Genomic DNA, 21,238 nt, shown 5'->3' with positions numbered 1-21,238 from the left:
AGCGCCAATCCACACCGGGAGACGCTCAGCCGCGCGCCCAGCGGCAACATCTCATTGCCGACCAGACAGCGCGGCCCAGCGGTTTACGGAAGGTCGCTCGAACATTTTCCAGGTGGCGCCGCCGATGGATGGCCGCTAGGCCTCCACCAGACTCCACTGCTTGTTCAGTCGCTTGTCCGATACCGGCATGCGCGTGCCCAGCTGCTGGGCCCAGAGCGATACCCGATACTCTTCCAGCATCCAGCGATAGAGCTCCAGGTTGGCGTCGCGCTTGCCCTCCTGGCCATGCTTGGCAGCGCGAGCGCGGTACTGCTCCCAGAGTCCGGCCAGCTCGCCACTCCAGACGCGATCGCGCTGTACCTGGCCGCCGAGCTTGTCGAAACGCTGCTCGATGGCCTTGAGGTAGCGTGGGTATTCCTTGAGCCATTCCAGCGGCGTATCGCGGACGAAACCGGGATAGACCAGGCTGGCCAGTTGCGCCTTGATATCGTTCAAGGCCACCGCCTGGGCCAGGTCGATGCGGCCCTTGAACTTTTTCTGCAGGCCATGCCAGAGCTTGAGGATCTCCAGGGTCAAGCGCGCGATCCGTTCGGCCTGCTCGGTCCAGCCCGCCTTGCGCCGTTCGGCCAGCGAGGCCAGGCCGGCGCCATCGCGCGGCAGCTCAGCGTCATCGGCGAGGATGGCCGCATCCAGGCTGGCCAGCAGGATGTCTTCCACCAGGGCTTCCGGTCGTCCCAGTTCGCGGTGCAGCAGGCCCAGCTCGGTGAGCCCCGGTAACTTGCCGCGCAGGAACTTGGCCTGTTCCGCCAGTTGCTGCAGCAGCAATCGCTGCAGGGCGCGGCGGTGCTGGTAACGGGCTTCGGCCTGGGTGGCGAAGCGGCCTTCGCGCACCGTGCCCTGCTCATCCACCAGAGCCGGATAGACCGTCATCGACAGCCCCGCCACCTGCTGCTGGGTCTTGGCCGCCACCTCGGCGAAGGCCCTGGCCTCCACCGGACGCTGCTCCTGGCGCTTCTGCGTCGGCAGCGCCAGGGCCGCCTGGCTTTCCTGGGCGAAGCGCGCCGTCACCTCGGCCAGATCGCGGCCTTCACCCAGCGGCTTGCCCTGGGCATCGACCACCTCGAGATTCATGCGCAGGTGCGGATCCAGGCCGGCTTCGGCCTCCGGCCAGGCGTCGTCGGGAATACGGGCGCCGGTCATGCGCTGCAATTCTCGCCCCAGGGCCTCGTGCAACGAGCCCTCGCCGAAGGGGATCTTGTCCAGCGCCGCGCGAACGAAATCCGGCACCGGCACGAAGTTCTTGCGCAGCGCCTTGGGCAGGTTGCGCACCAGGGCCACGCAGCGGTCATACAGCAACCCCGGCACCAGCCAATCGAGGCGCTGGGGCGGCAGCTGTGGCAATAGCGGCGCCGGCACCCGCAGGGTGACGCCGTCACGCGGATGGGTCGGATCGAATTCGTAGGACAGCGGCAGGGTCAACTCGCCCAGGCGCAGGGTGTCCGGATACTGGGCAGCCGTGACCTCGCTGGCTTCCCGGGCGAGAACGTCTTCCTCGCGCATGATCAGCAGATCGGGCTGCCTGGCGCTTTCGCGGCGGTACCAGCTGTCGAAGGTGGCGGTCTGGTAGACGTCCGCCGGCAGACGCGCGGCATAGTAGTCGAATAGCGTTTCCTCGTCGGCGAGGATATCACGGCGGCGGGCCTTGGCTTCCAGTTCGTCCAGTCGCTCCAGCAGCGCCCGGTTGGCGGCCAGGCACTTGGCGCGGCTGTTGATCTCGCCGCGTACCAGGCCTTCGCGGATGAACAGCTCGCGGGCGGCAGGCGGATCGATGGGACCGAAATGCACCGGGCGACGGCCGACCACGATCAGGCCATAGAGGGTGACCTGCTCATAGGCCACCACCTGGCCGCGCTTCTTCTCCCAGTGGGGTTCGAGGTGGGTCTTCTTGACCAGATGGCCCGCCACCGGCTCGATCCAGTCCGGCTCGATCTTGGCCACCATGCGGGCGAACAGCTTGGTGGTCTCCACCAGCTCCGCGGCCATGATCCAGGTGGGTTTCTTGCGGCCGATGACGCTGCTGGGATGGATCCAGAAGCGCCGCTGGCGCGCACCCAGGTAATCGCCGTCCTCGCTCTTCTGGCCGATCTGGCTGAGCAGGCCGGCGAGAATGGCCTTGTGCAGCGCCGCGTAACCGCGGGCACGCACCGCCGCCTCGCTGGCCTCGGCCTGTTGCTGGGCCTTGGCGTTGACGTGCTTGTCGGTGGTCGGCGCGGGTTTGTGGGTGCCCTCCGCGGCGGCTGGCGCGGCACTTTCGGCCTTGCGCACCTGGAGCCCCAGTTCGCGGCACAGCAGGGTCAGCTGGCGATGGGCATCGCGCCATTCGCGCAGCCGCAGGTAGTTGAGGAAGTGCTTGCGGCACCAGCTGCGCAGGGCGTTGGAACCCAGCGCCTGGCGCTGCTCTTCGAAGCCGTGCCAGAGATTGACCAGGGCGGCGAAGTCCGAATCCGGGTCCTTCCACTGGGCATGGGCCTGATCGGCCTGGGTCTGGCGATCGGCCGGGCGCTCGCGCGGGTCCTGCACGGACAGGGCGCTGGTGACGATCAGCACCTCGGCGAGACTGCCCTGCTCGGTCGCCTCCAGCAGCATGCGCCCCAGACGCGGATCGACGGGCAGGCGCGCCAGTTGCCGCCCCAGGGGCAGCAGGCGGCCTTCGACATCGACCGCCGAGAGTTCCTGCAACAGGGTGAAGCCGTCCTTGATCGCCTTGCCATCCGGCGGCTCGATGAAGGGGAAATCCTCGATGCGCCCCAGGCGCAGATGCAGCATCTGCAGGATCACCGCCGCCAGATTGGTGCGCAGGATCTCCGGATCGGTAAAGGTCGGTCGACCGAGGAAGTCCTCTTCACTGAAGAGGCGAATGCAGATGCCTGGCTCGACCCGGCCGCAACGCCCCTTGCGCTGGTTGGCGCTGGCCTGGGAGATGGCTTCGATGGGCAGTCGCTGGACCTTGGCACGGTAGCTGTAGCGACTGATGCGCGCCGTACCGCTATCGATCACGTAGCGGATGCCCGGCACGGTCAGCGAGGTCTCGGCGACGTTGGTGGCCAGCACGATCTTGCGCCCGGGAAGCGGCTGGAAGATCTTCTGCTGCTCGGCCGGTGTCAGTCGCGCATAGAGCGGCAGCACCTCGGTGAATTTCAGCTGGGCCTTGCGCAGGACCTCGGCGCAGTCGCGGATCTCGCGCTCGCCGGGGAGAAACACCAGCACATCGCCCGGGCGCTGACCGACGCTGCGCTCGTGCGCCTCGATCTCGTCCAGCGCCTGGAGGATGCCCTGGTCCACCGAGAGGTCGTCCACCAGCCGTTCGCCGTCTTCATCCACCTCGGCGCTGAGCGGGCGGTACCAGGTCTCCACGGGATAGGTCCGCCCGGACACCTCGACGATGGGGGCACCGTCGAAGTGCCGGGAGAAGCGCTCCAGGTCGATGGTGGCCGAGGTGATGATCAGCTTGAGATCGGGACGCCGCGGCAGCAGGGTCTTGAGAAAGCCCAGCAGGAAGTCGATGTTGAGACTGCGCTCGTGGGCCTCGTCGACGATGATCGTGTCGTAGCGCTCGAGAAAGCGGTCGTGCTGGGTTTCGGCCAGCAGGATGCCATCGGTCATCAGCTTGATCAGGGTGGCATCGGTGCTCTGATCCTCGAACCGCACCTGATAGCCGACCAGTTCGCCCAGCGGCGAACCCAGTTCCTCCGCCACCCGGGCGCCCACGCTGCGCGCCGCCAGGCGGCGCGGCTGGGTGTGGCCGATCAGCCCCTGCACACCCCTGCCCAGTTCCAGACAGATCTTGGGCAGCTGGGTGGTCTTGCCGGAACCGGTCTCGCCGGCGATCACCACCACCTGATGGCCGGCGATGGCGCGCTTGATCTCCTCGCGTTTGGCGGCGATCGGCAGGGCGTCGTCGTAGCGGATGCGCGGCACGCTGGCACGCCGCGCCTCGACTTTGGCGCAGGACGCCTGGAAACGCTCCAGCCACTGGGCTTCGCGGACGGGATCAGGTTGTTTCTGCAGGGCCTGGAGCTGGCGCCGCAGGCGATGGCGATCGGCGTTGAAGGCCTGATCCAGGTTGGCGGCGAGACGGGCAACGGAGGGGGTATCGGTCATGAAACTCTTTCGACGGCGGTCGCTTGGACCGGTAAGTGTAAAAGAGTTGGGGGGTACGGCGGGGCTTTACAAGAACGGCGGGTGGAAAACCGCCGGGTTGCCCGCCCCTGTGCGACGTCTGGTCGCGCAGGGGCAACACGGGGTCAGAGGCTGTTCAAAGGCTAGCGAGCTAGAGACAAACAAGGCGAAAGTGGCTGAGGAAGCGGAGTCTACAATCAGTAGATGAGCATTCCGAAGCCACTTTCAACGCCGTTTGGCCGACGCGCAGCAGTCTTTGAGCAGTCTCTCAGCGCTTGGCCTGGACGCTGGCTACGTTCAGCTTGGCCGGCGGCGTGCGCAGGGCCATGTCCAGGGACTGCAGGGCCTTCCAGGCGTCCTGTTGCAGATCGGCGGGGTCGGCGTGATCGAACTTGATCTTTTCGCCGGCGGCCGGCAGCGGCGGACGGGTGCCGTAGATCAGCGCATAGAAGACCGAGGCGGTCAGGTAGGTGCCGGTAAAGGACGGGTGGCTGCCGTCGGGCAGGAACAGCCCGGGCTGCGGCTGATCGGCCAGGGCCTTCTGCCAGGCCTGGCCCACCGGGGCCAGCAGTGCGCTGGTCTCCTTGGCCAGGGGGGTGTAGACGCTGTCCAGCTGCGCCTGCATGGTGGGGTTGTTCTGCCGGGCCCAGGTCAGGTAGAGGATCGGCTGGGCGCCGTCCTTGCGCGCCAGGTCGGCGATCAGGCGTACGTACTGACGGGTGAGGTCCGGATTCTTCACCGGCATCATGCTGTGATCCTGGATCACCACGTAGTCGTAGTTGGCCTTGGCCAGCTCGTCCTGCACGTCGTGGCGCTTCCAGTGTTCCTCGAGGCTGGCGCCGCTGAAGGTCACATGCTTGACGTCCAGCGGGCGCGACTGACCGGCCTCGACGGACATTTGACGGACCATTGCCGGCAGATCGTTGACGAAGGTGTAGCTGTTGCCCACGAACAGGACGCGGATGGGTTCACCGGCCTGGACCTGACCGAGCACGCTGGAGCCCAGCAGGAAAAGGCTCAGCACGGCCTGGCGTACGCTAATTCGCATGGTGTGTCCTCAAGGAAAGAGGTCGGAGAGATGACGGCAAAATGCCGCCTGCGGTTTATACCCGAACCTCTTGCGAAAACCATGCTTGGAAGCCGGCGGCACCGCTACCAGTCGACGAGAGGTAGCGACGCAGGGGACGTAGTGGCGTCCTGTTACGCCTTCTTGAGTTCGGCGTCACGCAGTTCGCGACGCAGGATCTTGCCGACGTTGGTGGTCGGCAGGCTGTCGCGGAATTCCACCAGCTTGGGTCGCTTGTAGCCGGTGACGTTGTCGTGCATGTGCTTGAGCACCTGCTCGGTGGTGAGGGACGCACCGGGCTTGGGCACCACGAACACCTTGATCTTCTCCCCCGCCACCTCGTCGGGGATGCCGATGGCGGCGCACTGCAGCACCCCGGGCAGCTGGGAGAGCACCTCTTCCAGCTCGTTGGGATAGACGTTGAAGCCGGACACCAGGATCATGTCCTTCTTGCGATCGACAATGCGCAGATAGCCGTCCGGCTCGATCACCGCGATATCGCCGGTACGCAGCCAGCGCTCGGCATCGAGCACCTCGGCAGTGGCCTCGGGGCGCAGCCAGTAGCCCTTCATGACCTGGGGGCCCTTGACGCACAACTCGCCGGGGGTGTCGAAGCCCTGGGCCACGCCATCGGCATCCACCACCTTGCAGTCGGTGCCCGGCACCGGCATACCGATGGTACCCAGCCGACGACGCTCCAGCGGATTGAAGCTCACCACCGGACTGGTCTCGGTCATGCCGTAGCCTTCGCAGATGCCGCAGCCGGTGACCTCTTCCCAGCGCAGGGCTACGGATTGCTGCAGCGCCATGCCACCGGAGAAGGTCACCTTGAGCTGGGAGAAATCCAGCTGGCGGAAGTCCTCGCTGTTGCACAGGGCGGCGAACAGGGTGTTGAGACCAACGAAGCCGTTGAAGCGCCACTGCCTGAGTTCCTTGACCAGCGCCGGCAGATCGCGCGGATTGGTGATCAGGACGTTGTGGTTGCCCTGGATCAGCATGGCCATGCAGTGAATGGTGAAGGCATAGATGTGGTAGAGCGGCAGCGGCGCGATCATGACCTGGGCGCCGCCGCCCAGGTACTTGGTCATCAGCACCTGGCACTGCAGCATGTTGGCCACCAGATTGCGGTGGGTCAGCATGGCGCCCTTGGCGATGCCGGTGGTGCCGCCGGTGTACTGCAGCACGGCGACGTCTTCCGCCGCCGGGTCGGCGTCGACAAAATCGACGTGCTCGCCCTTGGTCATGGCATCGACGAAGCGGATGGAATGGGGAATGCGATAGGCCGGCACCATCTTCTTGACATGGCGGACCACGGTATTGACCAGCAGACGCTTGAAGGTCGGCAGCAGGTCGCCGACCTCGGTGATGATGACGTGCCGGATATCGGTTTGCGGCAGCACCTGTTCGGCCAGGTGCGCCATGTTGGCCAGGCAGACCAGGGCCCGGGCACCGGAATCCTTGAACTGGTGCTGCATCTCGCGGGCGGTGTACAACGGGTTGGTGTTGACCACCACCAGGCCGGCGCGCATGGCGCCAAAGACCACCACCGGGTACTGCAGCACGTTGGGCATCTGCACGGCGATGCGATCGCCTGGCTGCAGGTCGGTGTGCTTTTGCAGGTAGGCGGCGAACTGGCCGGACAATTCATAGAGTTCGCGGTAGCTCAGCGTGCGACCCAGATTGCTGAACGCCGGGCGCTCGGCGTAGGTCTGGCAGGCCTCGCGGAACACCGCCAGGACGTTGCGATAACGGTCCAGGTCTATGTCTGTCTGGATGCCCTCGGGATATTTGTCACTCCAGAAATTCGGCATCATGCAGCCCGCTCCCGCTCTATGGTTATTGTTCGTTGGCGTGCCGTGATCAGCGCTGAACCGGCCCTGCGAGCCTAGCAGCTTTGCCTAGCCCGCAACAGCATCAATATCCGCCCTGAACGTCACCTAATGACCAAATAGTCATTTATGGTCACTCTCTCCGCCGGCTTTTCCGGGAGGCGATTAGCCTCCGGCGGCGAGGCTGGGTAGAATGCCCGGCTTCGCGGCGTCCGCCGCCCTGTCACAGCTGCCGGAGCGCTTCATGAGCCTGACCGAAAACATCCCTTATGAAGCCCTCGAAATCGGCCAGAAGGTGACCGTGACCCGCACCATCGAGGAGCGCGATGTGCTGCTGTTCGCCGCCGTCTCCGGCGACTGCAACCCGCTGCACCTGGACGCCGATTTCGCCGCCAAGACGCTGTTTCGCGAGCCCATCGCCCACGGCATGCTCAGTGGCGCCCTGATCAGCGCCGCGGTGGCCTGCAACCTGCCGGGACCAGGCACCCTCTATGTCGACCAGACCATGACCTTCGAAAAGCCGGTCAAGCTGGGCGATACCCTGACGGTGGAAATCGAGGTGCTGGAAAAGCTGCCGAAGTTTCGCGTGAATCTGGCTACCCGGGTGTTCAACCAGCACGGTGACAAGGTCGTCGACGGCGTCGCCAAGGTGGTCGCGCCGCGCAAGCCGGTGCAGGTGCAACAGGTGGAACTGCCCCCCGTCACCGTCGGCTGATGTTCAGCAACGATCTGCTGCGCGTCGGCCTAACTGCGTTAAAAACGCCTTCGGAATGCTCATTTACCATTTGTAAACTCCGCTTCCTCAGGCGTTTTTGCCTTGTTTGGCTCTAGCTCGCTAGATCGTAAAACATAGCTTAGCAACACCACCTCAACTCAGATCGGCCAGGCCTCGTTGCAGCGGGGCTTGCAGACTGAACTCGCTGAACGCCACTTCCATGCCGCCCCGCTCCGGGGTGCCACAGACCGGGCCGACCCGGTATTCCGCGGCGGCTGGCAGGCTGGCCAGGCGTAGCAGCGGCCAGCGCTGACCGTCGAACGAGGCCTGGACGCGCAGGGTACCCTGGGTCAGGGTGACCCTCAGCCACACCTCCTCGCGCTCACCCAGGGCGGCGCCCACGGCCAGATCCGAGCGTCCCAGGGTCAGGACGCTGAGCAGCTGAGGGGTGTCGTCGAAGTAGCCGATGCCGACGCGCAGCCACTGCCGCTCAGCGATCCGCACCATCAGCCCGGCGTGGTCGCCCTGGTTCTTGCAGCGCGCCGCCACCCGCAGCTGGGCGGTGAAGCCACTGGTGACCCGGGCGCCGAAGAAGTGGCCGCTGTGGCGCTCGGCGCCGTCGTGGGTCTGACGCCAGAAGTCACTGTGACGATCGGTAATGACCCGGAGCCGCTCGGGCTCGGCCAGCCAGGTCTCGGGTTCATTGATCCATTGGCAGATGTCGAACATGGGGCTCTCCTCGCGTGCTCGCGCTTGGAGTCCCGCCCGCCCCGCAAGTTCGTCTAGACCCCACCTTTGAGAATGGCGGCGGCGATCTGGCCGAGGCCGATTTCCTGCTCCACCGCGCCGAGCTTCATGGCTTCCTTGGGCATGCCGTAGACCACGCAGCTGTCCTCGTCCTGGCCGAGGGTACGGCCGCCGACGTCACGCAACTCCTTGAGGCCGCGAGCGCCGTCGTCGCCCATGCCGGTCATGATGATACCGAGGGCATTGCTGCCGGCGGCCCGCGCCACCGAGCGGAACAGCACATCCACCGAGGGGCGATGACGACTCACCGGCGGACCGTCGACCACGTCCACCTGATACTGGGCGCCACTGCGCTTGAGCAGCATGTGGCGACCGCCCGGGGCGATCAGCACCCGCCCCGGCAGGACCCGATCGCCATGCCGGGCTTCGCGCACCTCCAGCTCGCAGAGGCGATCCAGACGCTCGGCGAAGGCGGCGGTGAAGCGCTCGGGCATGTGCTGGACCACCACGATGCCCGGACAGACCCGCGGCAGCGAGGTCAGCACCGCTTCCAGGGCCTGGGTCCCGCCGGTGGAGGTACCCAGGGCGACGATGCGCTCGGTGGTGCGCGCCATGGCCGGACTGCCGCCGGCCGGCAGGATAGCGTCGGCGCTGAGCTTGGGCGTCGGCACCACCGGCATGCCGCGGGGCGCCAGGCGCTTGAGATTGGCCCGGGCGGCGGCCTTGACCGCGCTGGTGAGGTCGTCCGAGGCATCCTTGAGGAACTGCTTGAGATTGGCTTGGGGCTTGGTGACGATGCTGACCGCCCCGGCGGCCATGGCCTGCAGGGTGGTAGCGGCGCCCTTCTCGGTCAGGGTCGAGCAGATCACCACCGGGGTCGGGCGCTCGGCCATGATCTTCTTGAGAAAGGTGATGCCGTCCATGCGCGGCATCTCCACGTCCAGCACGATGACGTCGGGCCACTGCTTGCGCATCTTGTCCTGGGCGAACACCGGGTCCGCGGCGACCCCCAGCACCTCGATGGCCGGATCCTCCGCGAGACTCTGGGCGAGCACCTGCCGCACCACGGCGGAATCGTCGACGATAAGGACCTTGATCTTGTTCATGGAGTAAGTCTCGTAAGCGGCGGAACGTAGGGTAGCTCCACCTGTTGCATGAGCACCCGGCCGTCGACGAGGTCCAGGGACAGTTTGCGATGGCCGGTGCCGCGGACATGGGTCCGCACCGCGTGGATACCGGCCTGTTTCAGCTGCGCCAGCGCCGCCTCGACGTTGACGTCGCCGATGTTGCGGACGCGCTCGCGCAGGAGCTGGGGAAACATGTTGCCGCCGCCGTAGAGGTGCACCTGGTAACCGGGCAGATCGCCGCCATGGCGGGCGATCGCCCCCAGCAGCAACTGCAGGGATTCGTCGACATAGTGGCCGTCGGCGGGCGCGCCGGGCGCGGCGCGCTGGCGCGTAGGCAACAGCGCATGGGTCATGCCGCCGAGACGGCGCCGCGGGTGCCAGAAGACGAAGGACACGCAGGAGCCCAGGATGGTCCGGATCCGCACCTCGCCCTGGCCGAAATACCATTCGCCTGGACGCAGAAACAGCTCCGGCGCGGCTGCCATGGCTAGAGCGGACGTTGATAGATGGAAGGACTGACCATTTTCAGGGCGTCGGTCACCCCGTTGAGGCTCTCGGAATGACTGACGAAGAAGTAGCCCCCGGGTCGCAGGTGGCGGACCAGGCGGGCCACCACCTGGCGCTTGGTGGGCACGTCGAAGTAGATCATCACGTTGCGCAGGAAGATGATGTCGAAGGTGCCCAGCTCCGGCAGAGAATTGTTCAGATTGATCTGGCGGAAGGCGATCCGCGCGGTCAGGCGCGGATCCACCAGAAAGGTGCCGTCGTTGTCGCCCACGCCCTTGAAGCAATAGCGCCGCAACAGCGCCGGCGGGATGTTCTCGGCCTCGGCGAGCGGATACTGGGCGTTGCGCGCCTTGGCCAGCACCCGGGTGCTGAGGTCGGAGGCGACGATCTCCCAGGGCCGCTCGCCCAGTCCTTCGGCCAGGGTCATGGCCAGCGTATAGGGCTCCTCACCCGAGGAGCAGGCGCCGCTCCACAGCCGCAGCGGCTGGCGTCTGTCCCAGTTCGGCAGCACCTGCTCGCGCAGGAAGTCGAAGTGCTTGGGCTCGCGAAAGAAGTAGGTCTCGTTGGTGGTCAGCAGATCGACCGCCATCTGGCATTCCGCCTGGTCGCGCTGGATCAGCTGGAAATAGGCGTCGTAGCTGGGCGTGCCACGCTGGCGCACGCGCTTGGCCAGGCGCCCGCTCACCAGCGGGCGCTTGGCATCGGACATGCTGATGCCGGCGACCCGGAAGATGAAGCTGCGAAACTGGCGGAATTCGCTGTCGGTCAGCGCGGGAAGTTCCATGCTCCGCGACTCAGGCAGCCGTCATGGCGGCGAGCTGGGCGAGATCGTCTGCGCCCAGAACCCGATCCATGTCGAGCAGGATGACGAAACCGGCCCCCTGCTTGGCCATGCCGAGCATGAAATCGGTGCGGATCGAGGCGCCGAAGCGCGGCGCCGGCTCGATGCCGTCGGCGCCGATCTCCAGCACCTCGCAGACCGCGTCCACCACGATGCCGAACACCTGGGGCCCGCCGTCGACCTGGATCTCCAGCACCACGATGCAGCTGCGGCGGGAGGTCTCGGTCACCTCGTTGCGAAAGCGCACGCCGAGGTCCATGACCGGCACGGCGGCGCCGCGCAGGTTGATGACGCCCCGGATGGCCGGCGGCAGCATGGGCACCGTGGTGACCGCGCCGTATTCGATGATCTCGCGCACGCAGCCGGTGTTCACGCCGTAGAGATCACCGGCGAGCTGAAAGGTCAGAAACTGGCGCAATAGCATCAGGCGTGCTCCTCGAAACGGGCGAAACCGGCCGGCACGCTGCCACGGGGCGCGCGACGGGGCGAGTCGATCAGCGCCGAGGTGCGCTCGGCCAGGCTCGGACCCGAGCGCTTGGGACCGGGACGGGCGACCTGCTGCGCCACCGGCGAACCGCTCAGGGTGAAGTATTCCATCATCTGCTGGAGCTGCTCGGCCTGGCCGCTCATCTCTTCCGCGGTGGCGGCCAGCTCTTCGGACGCCGAGGCGTTCTGCTGGGTGATCTGGCTCAGTTGCAGCATGGCGCCATTGATCTGCTCGACCCCGGCGCTCTGCTCTTCGGAGGCCGCGGTGATTTCCTGCACCAGGTCGGAGGTCTTGTTGATGGAGGGCACCATCTCGCCCAGCAGCGATCCGGCGCGCTCGGCCAGGGCCACGCTGCTCTTGGCCACGGTGCCGATTTCCTGGGCGGCGACCTGGCTGCGCTCGGCCAGCTTGCGCACCTCGGCGGCCACCACGGCGAAGCCCTTGCCGTGCTCGCCGGCGCGGGCGGCCTCGATGGCGGCATTGAGGGCCAGCAGGTTGGTCTGGTAGGCGATGTCGTCGACGATGCCGATCTTCTCGGCGATGGTCTTCATGGCCACCAGCGTCTCGCGCACGGCCTGGCCGCCCTCGTCCGCCTCCCGCGCGGCCTTGCCGGCCATGCCGTCGGTGACCTTGGCGTTCTCGGTGTTCTGGGCGATGGAAGCCGACATCTGTTCGATGCTGGCGCTGGTTTCCTCGACCGAGGCCGCCTGCTCGGTGCTGGCCTGGCTCATGCTCTGGGCGGTGGCGGAGACCTCTTCCGAGGCGCTGGCCAGGCCATCGGCCGAGCTGCGCACGTCGCTGATGATCTGCGCCAGGGTGGTGGTCATGGTGCGCACGGAGGCCAGCATGCTGGTGGTGTCGCCCTCGCGGGTCGCCACCTCGACGCTCAGATCGCCGCGGGCGACGCGCTGCACCACCTCGGCGGCATAGGCCGGCTCGCCACCCAGCTGCCGGATCAGGCTGCGGGCGATCAGGTAGCCGAGCAGGATGGACACGAATACCGCGATGACCCCGATCACTATCATCAGGTTGCGGGCGTCCAGATAAGCGGCGGTGGCTTCTTCACCCGAGGAGACCATGCGCTGGGCCTGATGCTCATTCAGGGCGCTGGCGGCGGCAACGAGTTCGTTGTTGTTAGGCGCGAAGACATTGAGCAGGAAGTCCCGGGCCTGGGTACGATCCGTTTCCAGAAGCCGGAAGAACTCGCCGTACTTGTCCTGCAGGCGCTGACGGCTCTCGACAATGGCATTCAGCTTGCGCTTGCCTTCATCGCTCTGCACTCGACGGCCCAGGTCAGCCAGGATTTCCGCGTTTTCCGCGCGAACCCGCTTGATGTCTTCCAGGGTCTTGGCGCGCGCCTCGACGGTGTCCTGCAGCAGCAGATTACGCATCAGCCGGCCGGAGTCCAGGGTGTTCCGCGACAGGGTATTGGCCAGCACGGTGAGAGGGAAGTTGCGCTGGGACATGGTGTCAGCAGCTTCCTTCATTTTATCCATGTTCAGGATCGCCACGCCGATCGTCAGCAAGAGCATGAAGATGGCAGCCCCGAAGCCGATCGCCAGCTTGGTCGAGACGCGAAGTGTATTCAGCATGGTGGAAGCGCCTCCGGCGCCGGTTAGAACTGCTTCGTTTAAGAGGCGCCGGTTAGCGTCGCCCATGGCAATGCGGGGTCTTTCAGCTGGCGGCCTGGGCCAGGTTCGCCAGCTCCTGTACGTCCAGTACCTGGGCCACGTCGAGCAGGGTCAGGAAGCCGTCTTCGGACTTGACCATGCCGGCGATGAAGTGCGGCGCCAGGCGACTGCCAAAGGTCGGCGCCGGACGGATGTCCGCCGCGGCAATTTCCAGCACCTCGCTCACCGCATCCACCACCACGCCCAGCACCTGGGTGTCTTCGTCGGCGCAGACTTCCAGGATCACGATGCAGGTCCGCGGGCCGACCCGGGTCGGTCGGCCGCCGAAGCGGGCTTCCAGATCCACCACCGGGACCACCGCGCCGCGCAGGTTGATCACGCCGCGAATGCAGGCCGGCATCAGCGGGACCTGGGTCAGCTGGCCGAACTCGATGATCTCGCGCACCGCGAGGGTATCCACCGCATAGGTCTCGCCGTCGACCACGAAGGTCAGGTGCTGATGGCCGAGGTGTTCGTGGGCGATGTCGCCAAGGGTCAGGGCAGTCATGAAGCCATTACTCCGGGAAGCGGACGTAACCGTCCGGCAGGCCGCCCGCGGCCATCTGGGGACGACGCAGGGTCGGCTGGGCCGCGCGACTCGCGGCCGGGCGCGTCTGCTCGATGGCACGCTCCAGGTCCTGGACCGCACGCCCGTCGCCGGTGTGGAAGAAGCCCATCAGGCGCTGCAGCTGCTCGGCCTGACCGCTCATTTCTTCGGCGGTCGCGGCCAGCTCTTCCGAGGCCGAGGCGTTTTGCTGGGTGATCTGGTTGAGTTGCAGCATGGCGCTATTGATCTGAGTGACTCCGCTACTCTGTTCTTCGGACGCCGCGGCGATTTCCTGTACCAGATCGGAGGTCTTGCTGATGGACGGTACCATTTCGTCGAGCAGTGACCCGGCGCGCTCGGCCAGGGCCACGCTGCTCTTGGCCACGGTGCCGATTTCCTGGGCAGCGACCTGGCTGCGTTCGGCCAGCTTACGCACCTCGGCGGCCACCACGGCGAAACCCTTGCCGTGCTCGCCGGCGCGGGCCGCTTCGATGGCGGCGTTGAGCGCCAGCAGGTTGGTCTGGTAGGCGATGTCGTCGACGATGCCGATCTTCTCGGCGATGGTCTTCATGGCCACCAGCGTCTCACCCACCGCTTCGCCGCCTTCGTTGGCCTCGCGCGCGGCCTTGCCGGCCATGCCGTCGGTAACCTTGGCGTTCTCGGTGTTCTGGGCGATGGAGGCGGACATCTGTTCGACGCTGGCGCTGGTCTCCTCGACCGAGGCGGCCTGCTCGGTGCTGGCCTGGCTCATGCTTTGGGCGGTGGCGGAGATCTCTTCCGAGGCGCTGGCCAGGGCATCGGCCGACAGGCGCACGTCGCCGATGATCTGGTTCAGCTTGCCGACGGTGCCGTTGATCGACTCCTTGAGCTCCAGCAACTGCCCCTGGTAGTCACCGCGCACGGTACGGCTGAGGTCGCCCTGGGAGAGCCCGGCCATGACACCCATGGCTTCGTTGACCGGGGCGACGATGGCGTCGAGGGTGCCATTGATACCGGCGACGATACGGCGGAAATCGCCCTGGTGGGCACTGGCATCGGCGCGGGTATCGAGACGACCGGCCATGGCGGCCTGGCTCAGCTGGTTGGCGTCTTCGACCAGGCGCTGGATGTTGCCGCGGACCTGTTCGAGGTTGTCGTTGATGACCGCCTTCTGGCCGGGGAAGCGCTCCAGCGTCACCGACAGATCACCTTCACCGAAGCTCTTGACGCAGGCCATGGCCTTGGCAGAATCGCTCAGGTGGCCGGCGACCATGCCGTTGACCCCTTCGGCCATGTTGCGATACGCGCCCTGGAAGCGCTCGGCCGGGATGCGTACCACGGTTTCGCCGCGGTCGTGGGCAGCGGACATGCTGCTCATTTCGCCGATCAGGCCGCGCAGGGTGGTGACCATGTTCTGCATGGCCGCCATCAGGCTGGTCTTGTCGTCGCCGCGCAGCCTGATGTCGTCGGGCAGATCGCCAGCGGCCACGCGGCCGGCCAGGGTCGCCACGGCCGCGGGCTCACCGCCCAGCTGACGCAGCAGGTTGCGGGTGATGAAGAAGCCCAGCAGAGCCACCGCCAGCAGGGTCGCCAGGGCGATGGACAGGGCCAGCCAGGTGGCCTCGACCTTGGTCTTCTGGGCGACCTGCACGCCTTGCGTTGCCAGGGTCTGGTTGTAGGCGACGTGCTCATCGAGGGCCTTGTTGATGGCCAGCATCACGTCGGTGCGGCTGCGCATCAGGGTCTGGGCATCGTCGTTGCGATTCTGCCGCGACAGGGCGATGACCTGGTCGCCGAGGCTGAACAGCGCATTGAAGGCGGCGCGATCGGCGGCCAGCAGCCCACGATCACGGTCGTCCGAGACCAGCGCTTCGTACTTGCCGAGATTCTGGCCGATACGCTCCTTGGCCGCGGCCAGGTCCTGCTCCACCGTGGTCATCGCCTCGGGACTGGTCGACAGCACGTGGCGATAGATGCCCACCACGTAGTCGGAGCGGCTGTCATTGACCTCGCCGAGCGCCTTGAGGCTGGGGACGGTGTTGTCGTTGCCGTAGTTGGCCGCCTGGAACACCTGGTCGATCTCGTATTGCCCGGTGCCGGCCAGCACCAGGATGCCCAATAGCGCGGACAGCACCAGCAGCAGCATTTTCTTGATGACGGTCATGTCGATGATCTCAAAAAGGCCACCCGCAGGTGGCCGTTGGATAGGGGTCAGGATTCGAAAGGGACGTAGCCGTCAGGCACGCCCGAGGTACCCGTGCGCAGGGCCTTGCCCGGGACCCGGGTGGCCCGGGGCCGCGAAGCCTCCAGCGCACGCTCCAGGTCCTGCACCACCCGGCCTTCACCGGTGTTGAAGAAGCCCATCAGCCGCTGCAGCTGCTCGGCCTGGGTACTCATTTCCTCGGCGGTCGCGGCCAGCTCTTCGGACGCCGAGGCGTTCTGCTGGGTGATCTGGCTCAGTTGCAGCATGGCGCCGTTGATCTGGTTCACCCCGCTGCTCTGCTCTTCGCTGGCGGCGGCGATTTCCTGCACCAGATCGGAGGTCTTGCTGATGGAGGGCACCATCTGGTCCAGCAGGGTGCCGGCGCGCTCGGCCAAGGCCACGCTGCTCTTGGCCACGGTGCCGATTTCCTGGGCGGCGACCTGGCTGCGTTCGGCCAGCTTGCGCACCTCGGCGGCGACCACGGCGAAACCCTTGCCGTGCTCGCCGGCGCGGGCCGCTTCGATGGCGGCGTTGAGCGCCAGCAGGTTGGTCTGGTAGGCGATGTCGTCGACGATGCCGATCTTGTCGGCGATGGTCTTCATGGCCACCAGGGTCTCGCCGACCGCCTGACCGCCCTCGCCGGCTTCACGGGCGGCCTTGCCGGCCATGCCGTCGGTGATCTTGGCGTTCTCGGTGTTCTGGGCGATGGACGACGACATCTGCTCGACGCTGGCGCTGGTCTCCTCGACCGAGGCGGCCTGTTCGGTGCTGGCCTGGCTCATGCTCTGGGCGGTGGCGGAGATCTCTTCCGAGGCGCTGGCCAGGGAGTCGGCCGACAGGCGCACGTCGCCGATGATCTGGTTCAGCTTGCCGACGGTGCCGTTGATCGACTCCTTGAGTTCCAGCAACTGCCCCTGGTAGTCACCGCGCACGGTGCGGCTGAGGTCGCCCTGGGAAAGGCCGGCCATCACGCCCAGGGCCTCGTTGACCGGGGCGACGATGGCGTCGAGGGTGCCGTTGATGCCGGCGACGATACGGCGGAAATCGCCCTGGTGGGCGCTGGCATCGGCGCGGGTATCCAGCCGGCCGGCCATGGCCGCCTGGCTCAGCTGATTGGCGTCTTCGACCAGGCGCTGGATGTTGCCGCGGACCTGTTCGAGGTTGTCGTTGATGACCGCCTTCTGCCCGGGGAAGCGCTCCAGCGCCACCGACAGATCGCCTTCGCCGAAGCGCTTGACGCAGGCCATGGCCTTGGCCGAATCGCTCAGGTGGCCGGCGACCATGGCGTTGACGCCTTCGGCCATGCCACGGAAGGTGCCCTGGAAGCGCTCCACGGGGATGCGGGCGTCGGTGTCGCCTCGATCGTGGGCGGCGGACAGCTGCACCATCTCCGCCACCAGCAGCTGGATGTTGTCGCGGACCTGTTCGAGGTTGTCGTTGATCACCGCCTTCTTGCCGGGGAAACGCTCCAGCGGCGCGGCCAGATCGCCCTCGCCGAAGCTTTTGACGCAGGTCATGGCCTTGGCAGAATCGCTCAGGTGGCCGGCGACCATGGCGTTGACGCCATCGGCGACGTTGCGGAAGGTGCCCTGGAAGCGCTCCAGCGGAATGCGCGCCTCGGTCTCGCCGCGATCGTGCTCGCTGGCCATGGTGCTCATTTCCTGCACCAGACCGCGCAGGGTCACCACCATGCGCTGCATGGCGGCCATCAGGCTGGAATCATCGCCGGGGCGCAGCTGCAGGTCGTCGGGCAGGTCGCCTGCGGCGGTGCGGTTGGCGACCTTGGCCACGTCGGCCGGCTCGCCGCCCAGCTGGCGCAGCAGGTTGCGGGTGATGAAGAAACCAAGCAGGCCGACCACCAGCAGGGTCGCCAGGGCGATGCCGATCGAGAGGACGGTGGCCTGACTCATGGTGTGGCCGGCGATCTGCGCCTGCTCGCTGCCCAGTTTCTGGTTGTAGGCGCGGTGCGCATCGAGGGTATCGCCGACATGGTCGATGACCTTGCGCTTCTCGCCGAGGATGCGTTTGACATCCTCGTCCTGGCTGGCGCGTGACAGCGGCAGCACGATGGCGACGAGATCGTTCAGTTGAGCGATCGCCTGGCGATCGTCCTGGAGCATGCGCCGATCGGTGTCGTCGGAAATGAGCGGCTCATAGTCCTTGAGCGCCTTCTCGGTCAGTTGCTGGGCCTCGGTCAGCTCCTTCTCGGCCTCACGGGTGGCCACGTCGCCATCCGCGGCCAGATGGCGGTAGATGCCGGTGATGATGTCGGCCGAGTGGGCGTCGATGGCATCGATTCCCAGAATCGAAGGGACGGTGTTGTCGTTGCCGTAATTGGCGCGCTCGTACACCTGGCTGAGTTGCTGGTAGGCGATACCAGCGAGGAGGATGATCCCCAGTAATGCGGAGAGGACCAGCAGGGACATACGTTTGGTAACGGTCATGGACTCGAATTCCTTGTCGGTCAGGTCAGCACGGGAGCGTGGACTGGAGCAGTAACGCTGGTAGACGCGGCCTCTCCTATCAGGCCGGGCACGTTGAGGATCAGCGCCACGGCGCCGGTACCCAGGATGGTGAAACCACCCAGGCTGCGGTTGTGGCCGAACAGCGGACCGAGCGGCTTGATCACCGTCTGGAATTCGCCGAGCAACTGATCGACCACCAGACCGGCGCGCTGGCCGGCGTAGCGCACCACCACCACGTTCTGCCGCCGCGGCGGCGCTTCCTCGATGGCGAACAGCTGGCGCAGGCGCAGCACCGGCAGCACCTCGCCGCGCAGGTCGAGGTAGTCGTTGCCGTTGGCCTGGACACTGGCCGCCTCGGTCAGCTCGATGCACTCCTCCACCGCCTCCAGGGGCACCACGTAGGTGGCCTTGCCAACGCCGATGAGGAAGCCGTCGATGATCGCCAGGGTCAGGGGCAGGCGAATGGTCACCGTGGTGCCGCGGCCTTCCTCGCTGGTGAGGTCGACGCTGCCGCGCAGGGCGGTGATGTTCTTTTTCACCACGTCCATGCCGACGCCGCGACCGGACAGGTTGCTGATCTGCTCGGCGGTGGAGAAGCCCGGTTCGAAGATCAGGTTGAACACGTCCTTGTCGGCCAGCACCTGGCCCTCGGCGATCAGGCCGCGCTCGGTCGCCTTGCGCAGGATGCGCTCGCGCGACAGACCGCCGCCGTCGTCGGTGACCTCGATGACGATGCTGCTCGACTCGTGGTAGGCGTTGAGCCCCACGGTGCCCTGGGCCGGCTTGCCCCGCGCCAGGCGCAGCTCGGCGGATTCGATGCCATGGTCCATGGCGTTGCGGATCAGGTGGGTCAGCGGATCGCCGATCTTTTCCACCACGGTCTTGTCCAGCTCGGTCTCGCCGCCGCTGATGCGCAGGGCGATGTCCTTGCCGATTTCCTTGGAGACGTCGCGGACCACGCGCTGGAAACGATTGAAGGTGGTACCGATCTGCACCATGCGCAGGGTCAGGGCGGTGTCGCGGACCTCTTCCACCAGGCGCGACAGCACCCCGGTGGATTCCACCAGAGCCGCCAGACCGCTCTGCTGGGCGATCAGCTGGGTCCCAGCACCGGCGATGATCAGCTCGCCGATGAGATCGATCAGCTGGTCGAGCTTGGTCGCGTCGATACGGATCAGCTGGCCTTCGCCGGCCGGCGCGCGCTGCTCCTTGATCTTGCGCTGCTTGTTCAGGGCCGCATCCACCACCGGCGGATTGACCAGCTGGGCCTCCACCAGGGCTTCGCCGATGGGCTGGCGCGGCGTGGCCGGATCGGCCTGGCGACGCAGCACCTCGTCCAGTTCGGTGGCGGTCAGGGTGCCGCAACGCACCAGGATCTCGCCCAGGCGGAGGTCTTCCTCGGCCAAGTCGTCGATCAGCTGGCAGTAGTCGCTGCTGCGGCTGTGCGGCGGCAGGATGCGGATCTGGCTGTCCTCGCGGACGAATTCGAAGGCCGCCTCGATGGTCGCCTTGTCGGCGTCGCTGTCGAAGGCGACCTCGAAGCCCAGGTAGCAGGTCTCCGGATCCATCTCCGCCGCGGCCGGGATGGCATCGGTCAGGGTGACGATGTTGACGATGCGGCCAAAGCTGTTGAGGTAACGCACGAAGGCCAGCGGATCCATGCCATTGCGCAGCATGTCCGGACCGAAGCGCAGCGACAGGTGCCAGTGGCCGGCGGCGACGCCATCGACCGGTGCCGTCAGGGTACGGGCGGCGGCGACCGGCTGGGTGGCCTTGGCGCTCGGCTGCAGATAGTGCTCCAGGCGCTGCACCAGCACGGCGCCGGCGGCCTGGAAGTCGGGCTCCGGCTCGCTGCCGGACGATACCCGGGCGATCAGGCCGTTGAGGTGGTCGCAGACCTCCAGGAACAGCGCCGACAGGGTCTCGTCGAAGGCCAGCTCATTGCTGCGGATGCGGTCGAGCACGCTTTCGGCGACATGGGTGAAGGCCACCACATGGTCCAGGCCGAACAGCCCGGCCGAACCCTTGATGGTGTGGGCGGCGCGAAAGATGGCATTGATCAGCTCGACGTCATCCGGCGCCTGCTCGATCTGCAGCAGCGCGGCTTCCATCTGCTGCAGCAATTCCTCGCTCTCGGCGATGAATGTCTTGAGGATCTCGTCCATGTTCATGCGGCAACACCTTCCGCGGCGGCCGCGGTAAAGAAGTCGGCAAGACCTGCCAGCTCCAGCAGTTCGGTGACGGCGGGGCTGGGGTCGACCAGTTCGAGGCTGCCGCCCAGACGCTGCGCCTCGCGGTGGGCCAGCAGCAGCAACTGCAGACCCGCGGAGTCGAATTCATCGACCTCGGCCAGTTCCAGCGCCACGGTGACCCCGGCGGTCAGGGGCTCCATCAGCAGCGGCTTGCTGTCGGCCGCGGTGTAGATGGTCAGCGGCCCGGTAAGGGGCAAGCGGGTACGAACGATGTCGTTCATGGGGGCAGCCTCCGGGGCCATCAGGGCATGATCAGCTTGGAAACCGCCGCCAGCATCTGCGCCGGCTGAAACGGCTTGACCATCCAGGCCTTGGCACCGGCGGCCTGGCCGGCGGCCTTCTTGGCAGCATCGGATTCGGTGGTGAGCATGATCACCGGGGTGAACTTGTAGGCCGGCAGCTTCTTGGCCGCGGTGACGAAGGTGATGCCGTCCATGTTGGGCATGTTCACGTCGCTGATGATCAGGTGCACCTTGCGCCCGTCCAGCTTGGTCAGGGCATCGCGGCCGTCGCAGCCTTCGATGACGTCGTAGCCCGCGCTTTTCAGGGTCATGGACACCACTTGGCGGATGGAGATGGAGTCGTCGACGATCAGAATGGTCTTGTTGCTCATGACAGCTTTCC

15 protein-coding genes and 2 pseudogenes are annotated in these 21,238 nt (G+C 66.4%); 1 reads left to right on the top strand and 16 read right to left on the bottom strand.

The features are described from left to right. Positions 1–135: 135 nt before the first annotated feature. The 3 genes from hrpA to QE393_RS06155 all read right to left on the bottom strand — a co-directional run bounded on the left by hrpA (position 136) and on the right by QE393_RS06155 (position 7,059). Entirely contained in the window at positions 136–4,161 is a 4,026-nt protein-coding gene (gene hrpA, locus QE393_RS06165) for an ATP-dependent RNA helicase HrpA (protein ID WP_310042591.1), read from the bottom strand. A gap of 286 nt (positions 4,162–4,447) precedes the next feature. Beyond that, the gene (locus tag QE393_RS06160) at positions 4,448–5,227 is read right to left on the bottom strand and encodes an SGNH/GDSL hydrolase family protein (RefSeq protein ID WP_310042589.1); all 780 of its coding nucleotides are present in this window, start codon (positions 5,225–5,227) and stop codon (positions 4,448–4,450) included. 152 nt (positions 5,228–5,379) lie between these two features. Next, positions 5,380–7,059, bottom strand: coding sequence for a long-chain fatty acid--CoA ligase (locus QE393_RS06155; RefSeq protein ID WP_310042587.1), 1,680 nt, complete (start codon positions 7,057–7,059; stop codon positions 5,380–5,382). A gap of 259 nt (positions 7,060–7,318) precedes the next feature. Between QE393_RS06155 and QE393_RS06150 the strand changes: the two genes are divergently transcribed. Further along, a complete protein-coding gene (locus QE393_RS06150) occupies positions 7,319–7,789 on the top strand; it encodes a MaoC family dehydratase (protein ID WP_273809539.1) in 471 nt (156 codons plus the stop codon). A gap of 153 nt (positions 7,790–7,942) precedes the next feature. On the opposite strand, the gene QE393_RS06145 is transcribed toward QE393_RS06150, so the two are convergent. The 13 genes and pseudogenes from QE393_RS06145 to QE393_RS06090 all read right to left on the bottom strand — a co-directional run bounded on the left by QE393_RS06145 (position 7,943) and on the right by QE393_RS06090 (position 21,227). Beyond that, on the bottom strand, positions 7,943–8,518 hold the full coding sequence (locus QE393_RS06145; RefSeq protein ID WP_310042585.1) for a DUF1349 domain-containing protein: 576 nt from the start codon (positions 8,516–8,518) through the stop codon (positions 7,943–7,945). Positions 8,519–8,571: 53 nt separating this feature from the next. Continuing rightward, complete coding sequence (locus QE393_RS06140) at positions 8,572–9,642, bottom strand: chemotaxis response regulator protein-glutamate methylesterase (RefSeq protein ID WP_310042582.1); 1,071 nt, start codon at positions 9,640–9,642, stop codon at positions 8,572–8,574. After that, the gene (locus QE393_RS06135) at positions 9,639–10,148 is read right to left on the bottom strand and encodes a chemotaxis protein CheD (RefSeq protein WP_310042581.1); all 510 of its coding nucleotides are present in this window, start codon (positions 10,146–10,148) and stop codon (positions 9,639–9,641) included. The genes QE393_RS06140 and QE393_RS06135 overlap by 4 nt, the downstream gene beginning before the upstream one ends. Positions 10,149–10,150: 2 nt before the next feature. Beyond that, the gene (locus tag QE393_RS06130; RefSeq protein WP_158889950.1) at positions 10,151–10,954 is read right to left on the bottom strand and encodes a protein-glutamate O-methyltransferase CheR; all 804 of its coding nucleotides are present in this window, start codon (positions 10,952–10,954) and stop codon (positions 10,151–10,153) included. 10 nt (positions 10,955–10,964) lie between these two features. Then, positions 10,965–11,435 carry a chemotaxis protein CheW gene (locus QE393_RS06125; protein WP_310042580.1) on the bottom strand — a complete coding sequence of 157 codons (471 nt, stop codon included), beginning with the start codon at positions 11,433–11,435 and terminating at the stop codon, positions 10,965–10,967. Next, positions 11,435–13,090 (bottom strand): methyl-accepting chemotaxis protein, encoded by a 1,656-nt coding sequence (locus QE393_RS06120; RefSeq protein ID WP_273809530.1) that lies wholly within the window; start codon positions 13,088–13,090, stop codon positions 11,435–11,437. The genes QE393_RS06125 and QE393_RS06120 overlap by 1 nt, the downstream gene beginning before the upstream one ends. A gap of 82 nt (positions 13,091–13,172) precedes the next feature. Beyond that, positions 13,173–13,676, bottom strand: a complete 504-nt coding sequence (locus QE393_RS06115; protein ID WP_310042578.1) for a chemotaxis protein CheW — start codon at positions 13,674–13,676, stop codon at positions 13,173–13,175. A gap of 7 nt (positions 13,677–13,683) precedes the next feature. After that, the gene (locus QE393_RS06110; RefSeq protein WP_273809528.1) at positions 13,684–15,858 is read right to left on the bottom strand and encodes a methyl-accepting chemotaxis protein; all 2,175 of its coding nucleotides are present in this window, start codon (positions 15,856–15,858) and stop codon (positions 13,684–13,686) included. Between the two features lie 47 nt (positions 15,859–15,905). Beyond that, positions 15,906–16,763, bottom strand: a pseudogene (locus tag QE393_RS22465) (methyl-accepting chemotaxis protein); the annotation flags it as partial. 57 nt (positions 16,764–16,820) lie between these two features. After that, positions 16,821–18,341: pseudogene (locus QE393_RS22460) on the bottom strand (MCP four helix bundle domain-containing protein); the annotation flags it as partial. Positions 18,342–18,361: 20 nt separating this feature from the next. Then, positions 18,362–20,533, bottom strand: coding sequence for a chemotaxis protein CheA (locus QE393_RS06100; RefSeq protein ID WP_074584554.1), 2,172 nt, complete (start codon positions 20,531–20,533; stop codon positions 18,362–18,364). Continuing rightward, positions 20,530–20,835, bottom strand: coding sequence for an STAS domain-containing protein (locus QE393_RS06095; protein WP_027601278.1), 306 nt, complete (start codon positions 20,833–20,835; stop codon positions 20,530–20,532). Before QE393_RS06095 ends, QE393_RS06100 begins: the two co-directional genes overlap by 4 nt. Positions 20,836–20,855: 20 nt before the next feature. Then, on the bottom strand, positions 20,856–21,227 hold the full coding sequence (locus tag QE393_RS06090; RefSeq protein WP_007162125.1) for a response regulator: 372 nt from the start codon (positions 21,225–21,227) through the stop codon (positions 20,856–20,858). Positions 21,228–21,238: the final 11 nt, after the last annotated feature.

Origin of the sequence: Pseudomonas sp. SORGH_AS_0211, from assembly GCF_031453455.1 — a bacterium.
GTDB lineage: Bacteria > Pseudomonadota > Gammaproteobacteria > Pseudomonadales > Pseudomonadaceae > Chryseomonas > Chryseomonas aestiva.
Note: the sequence above shows the minus strand (reverse complement) of the source record. Positions and strands in the feature narration are given on the sequence as shown.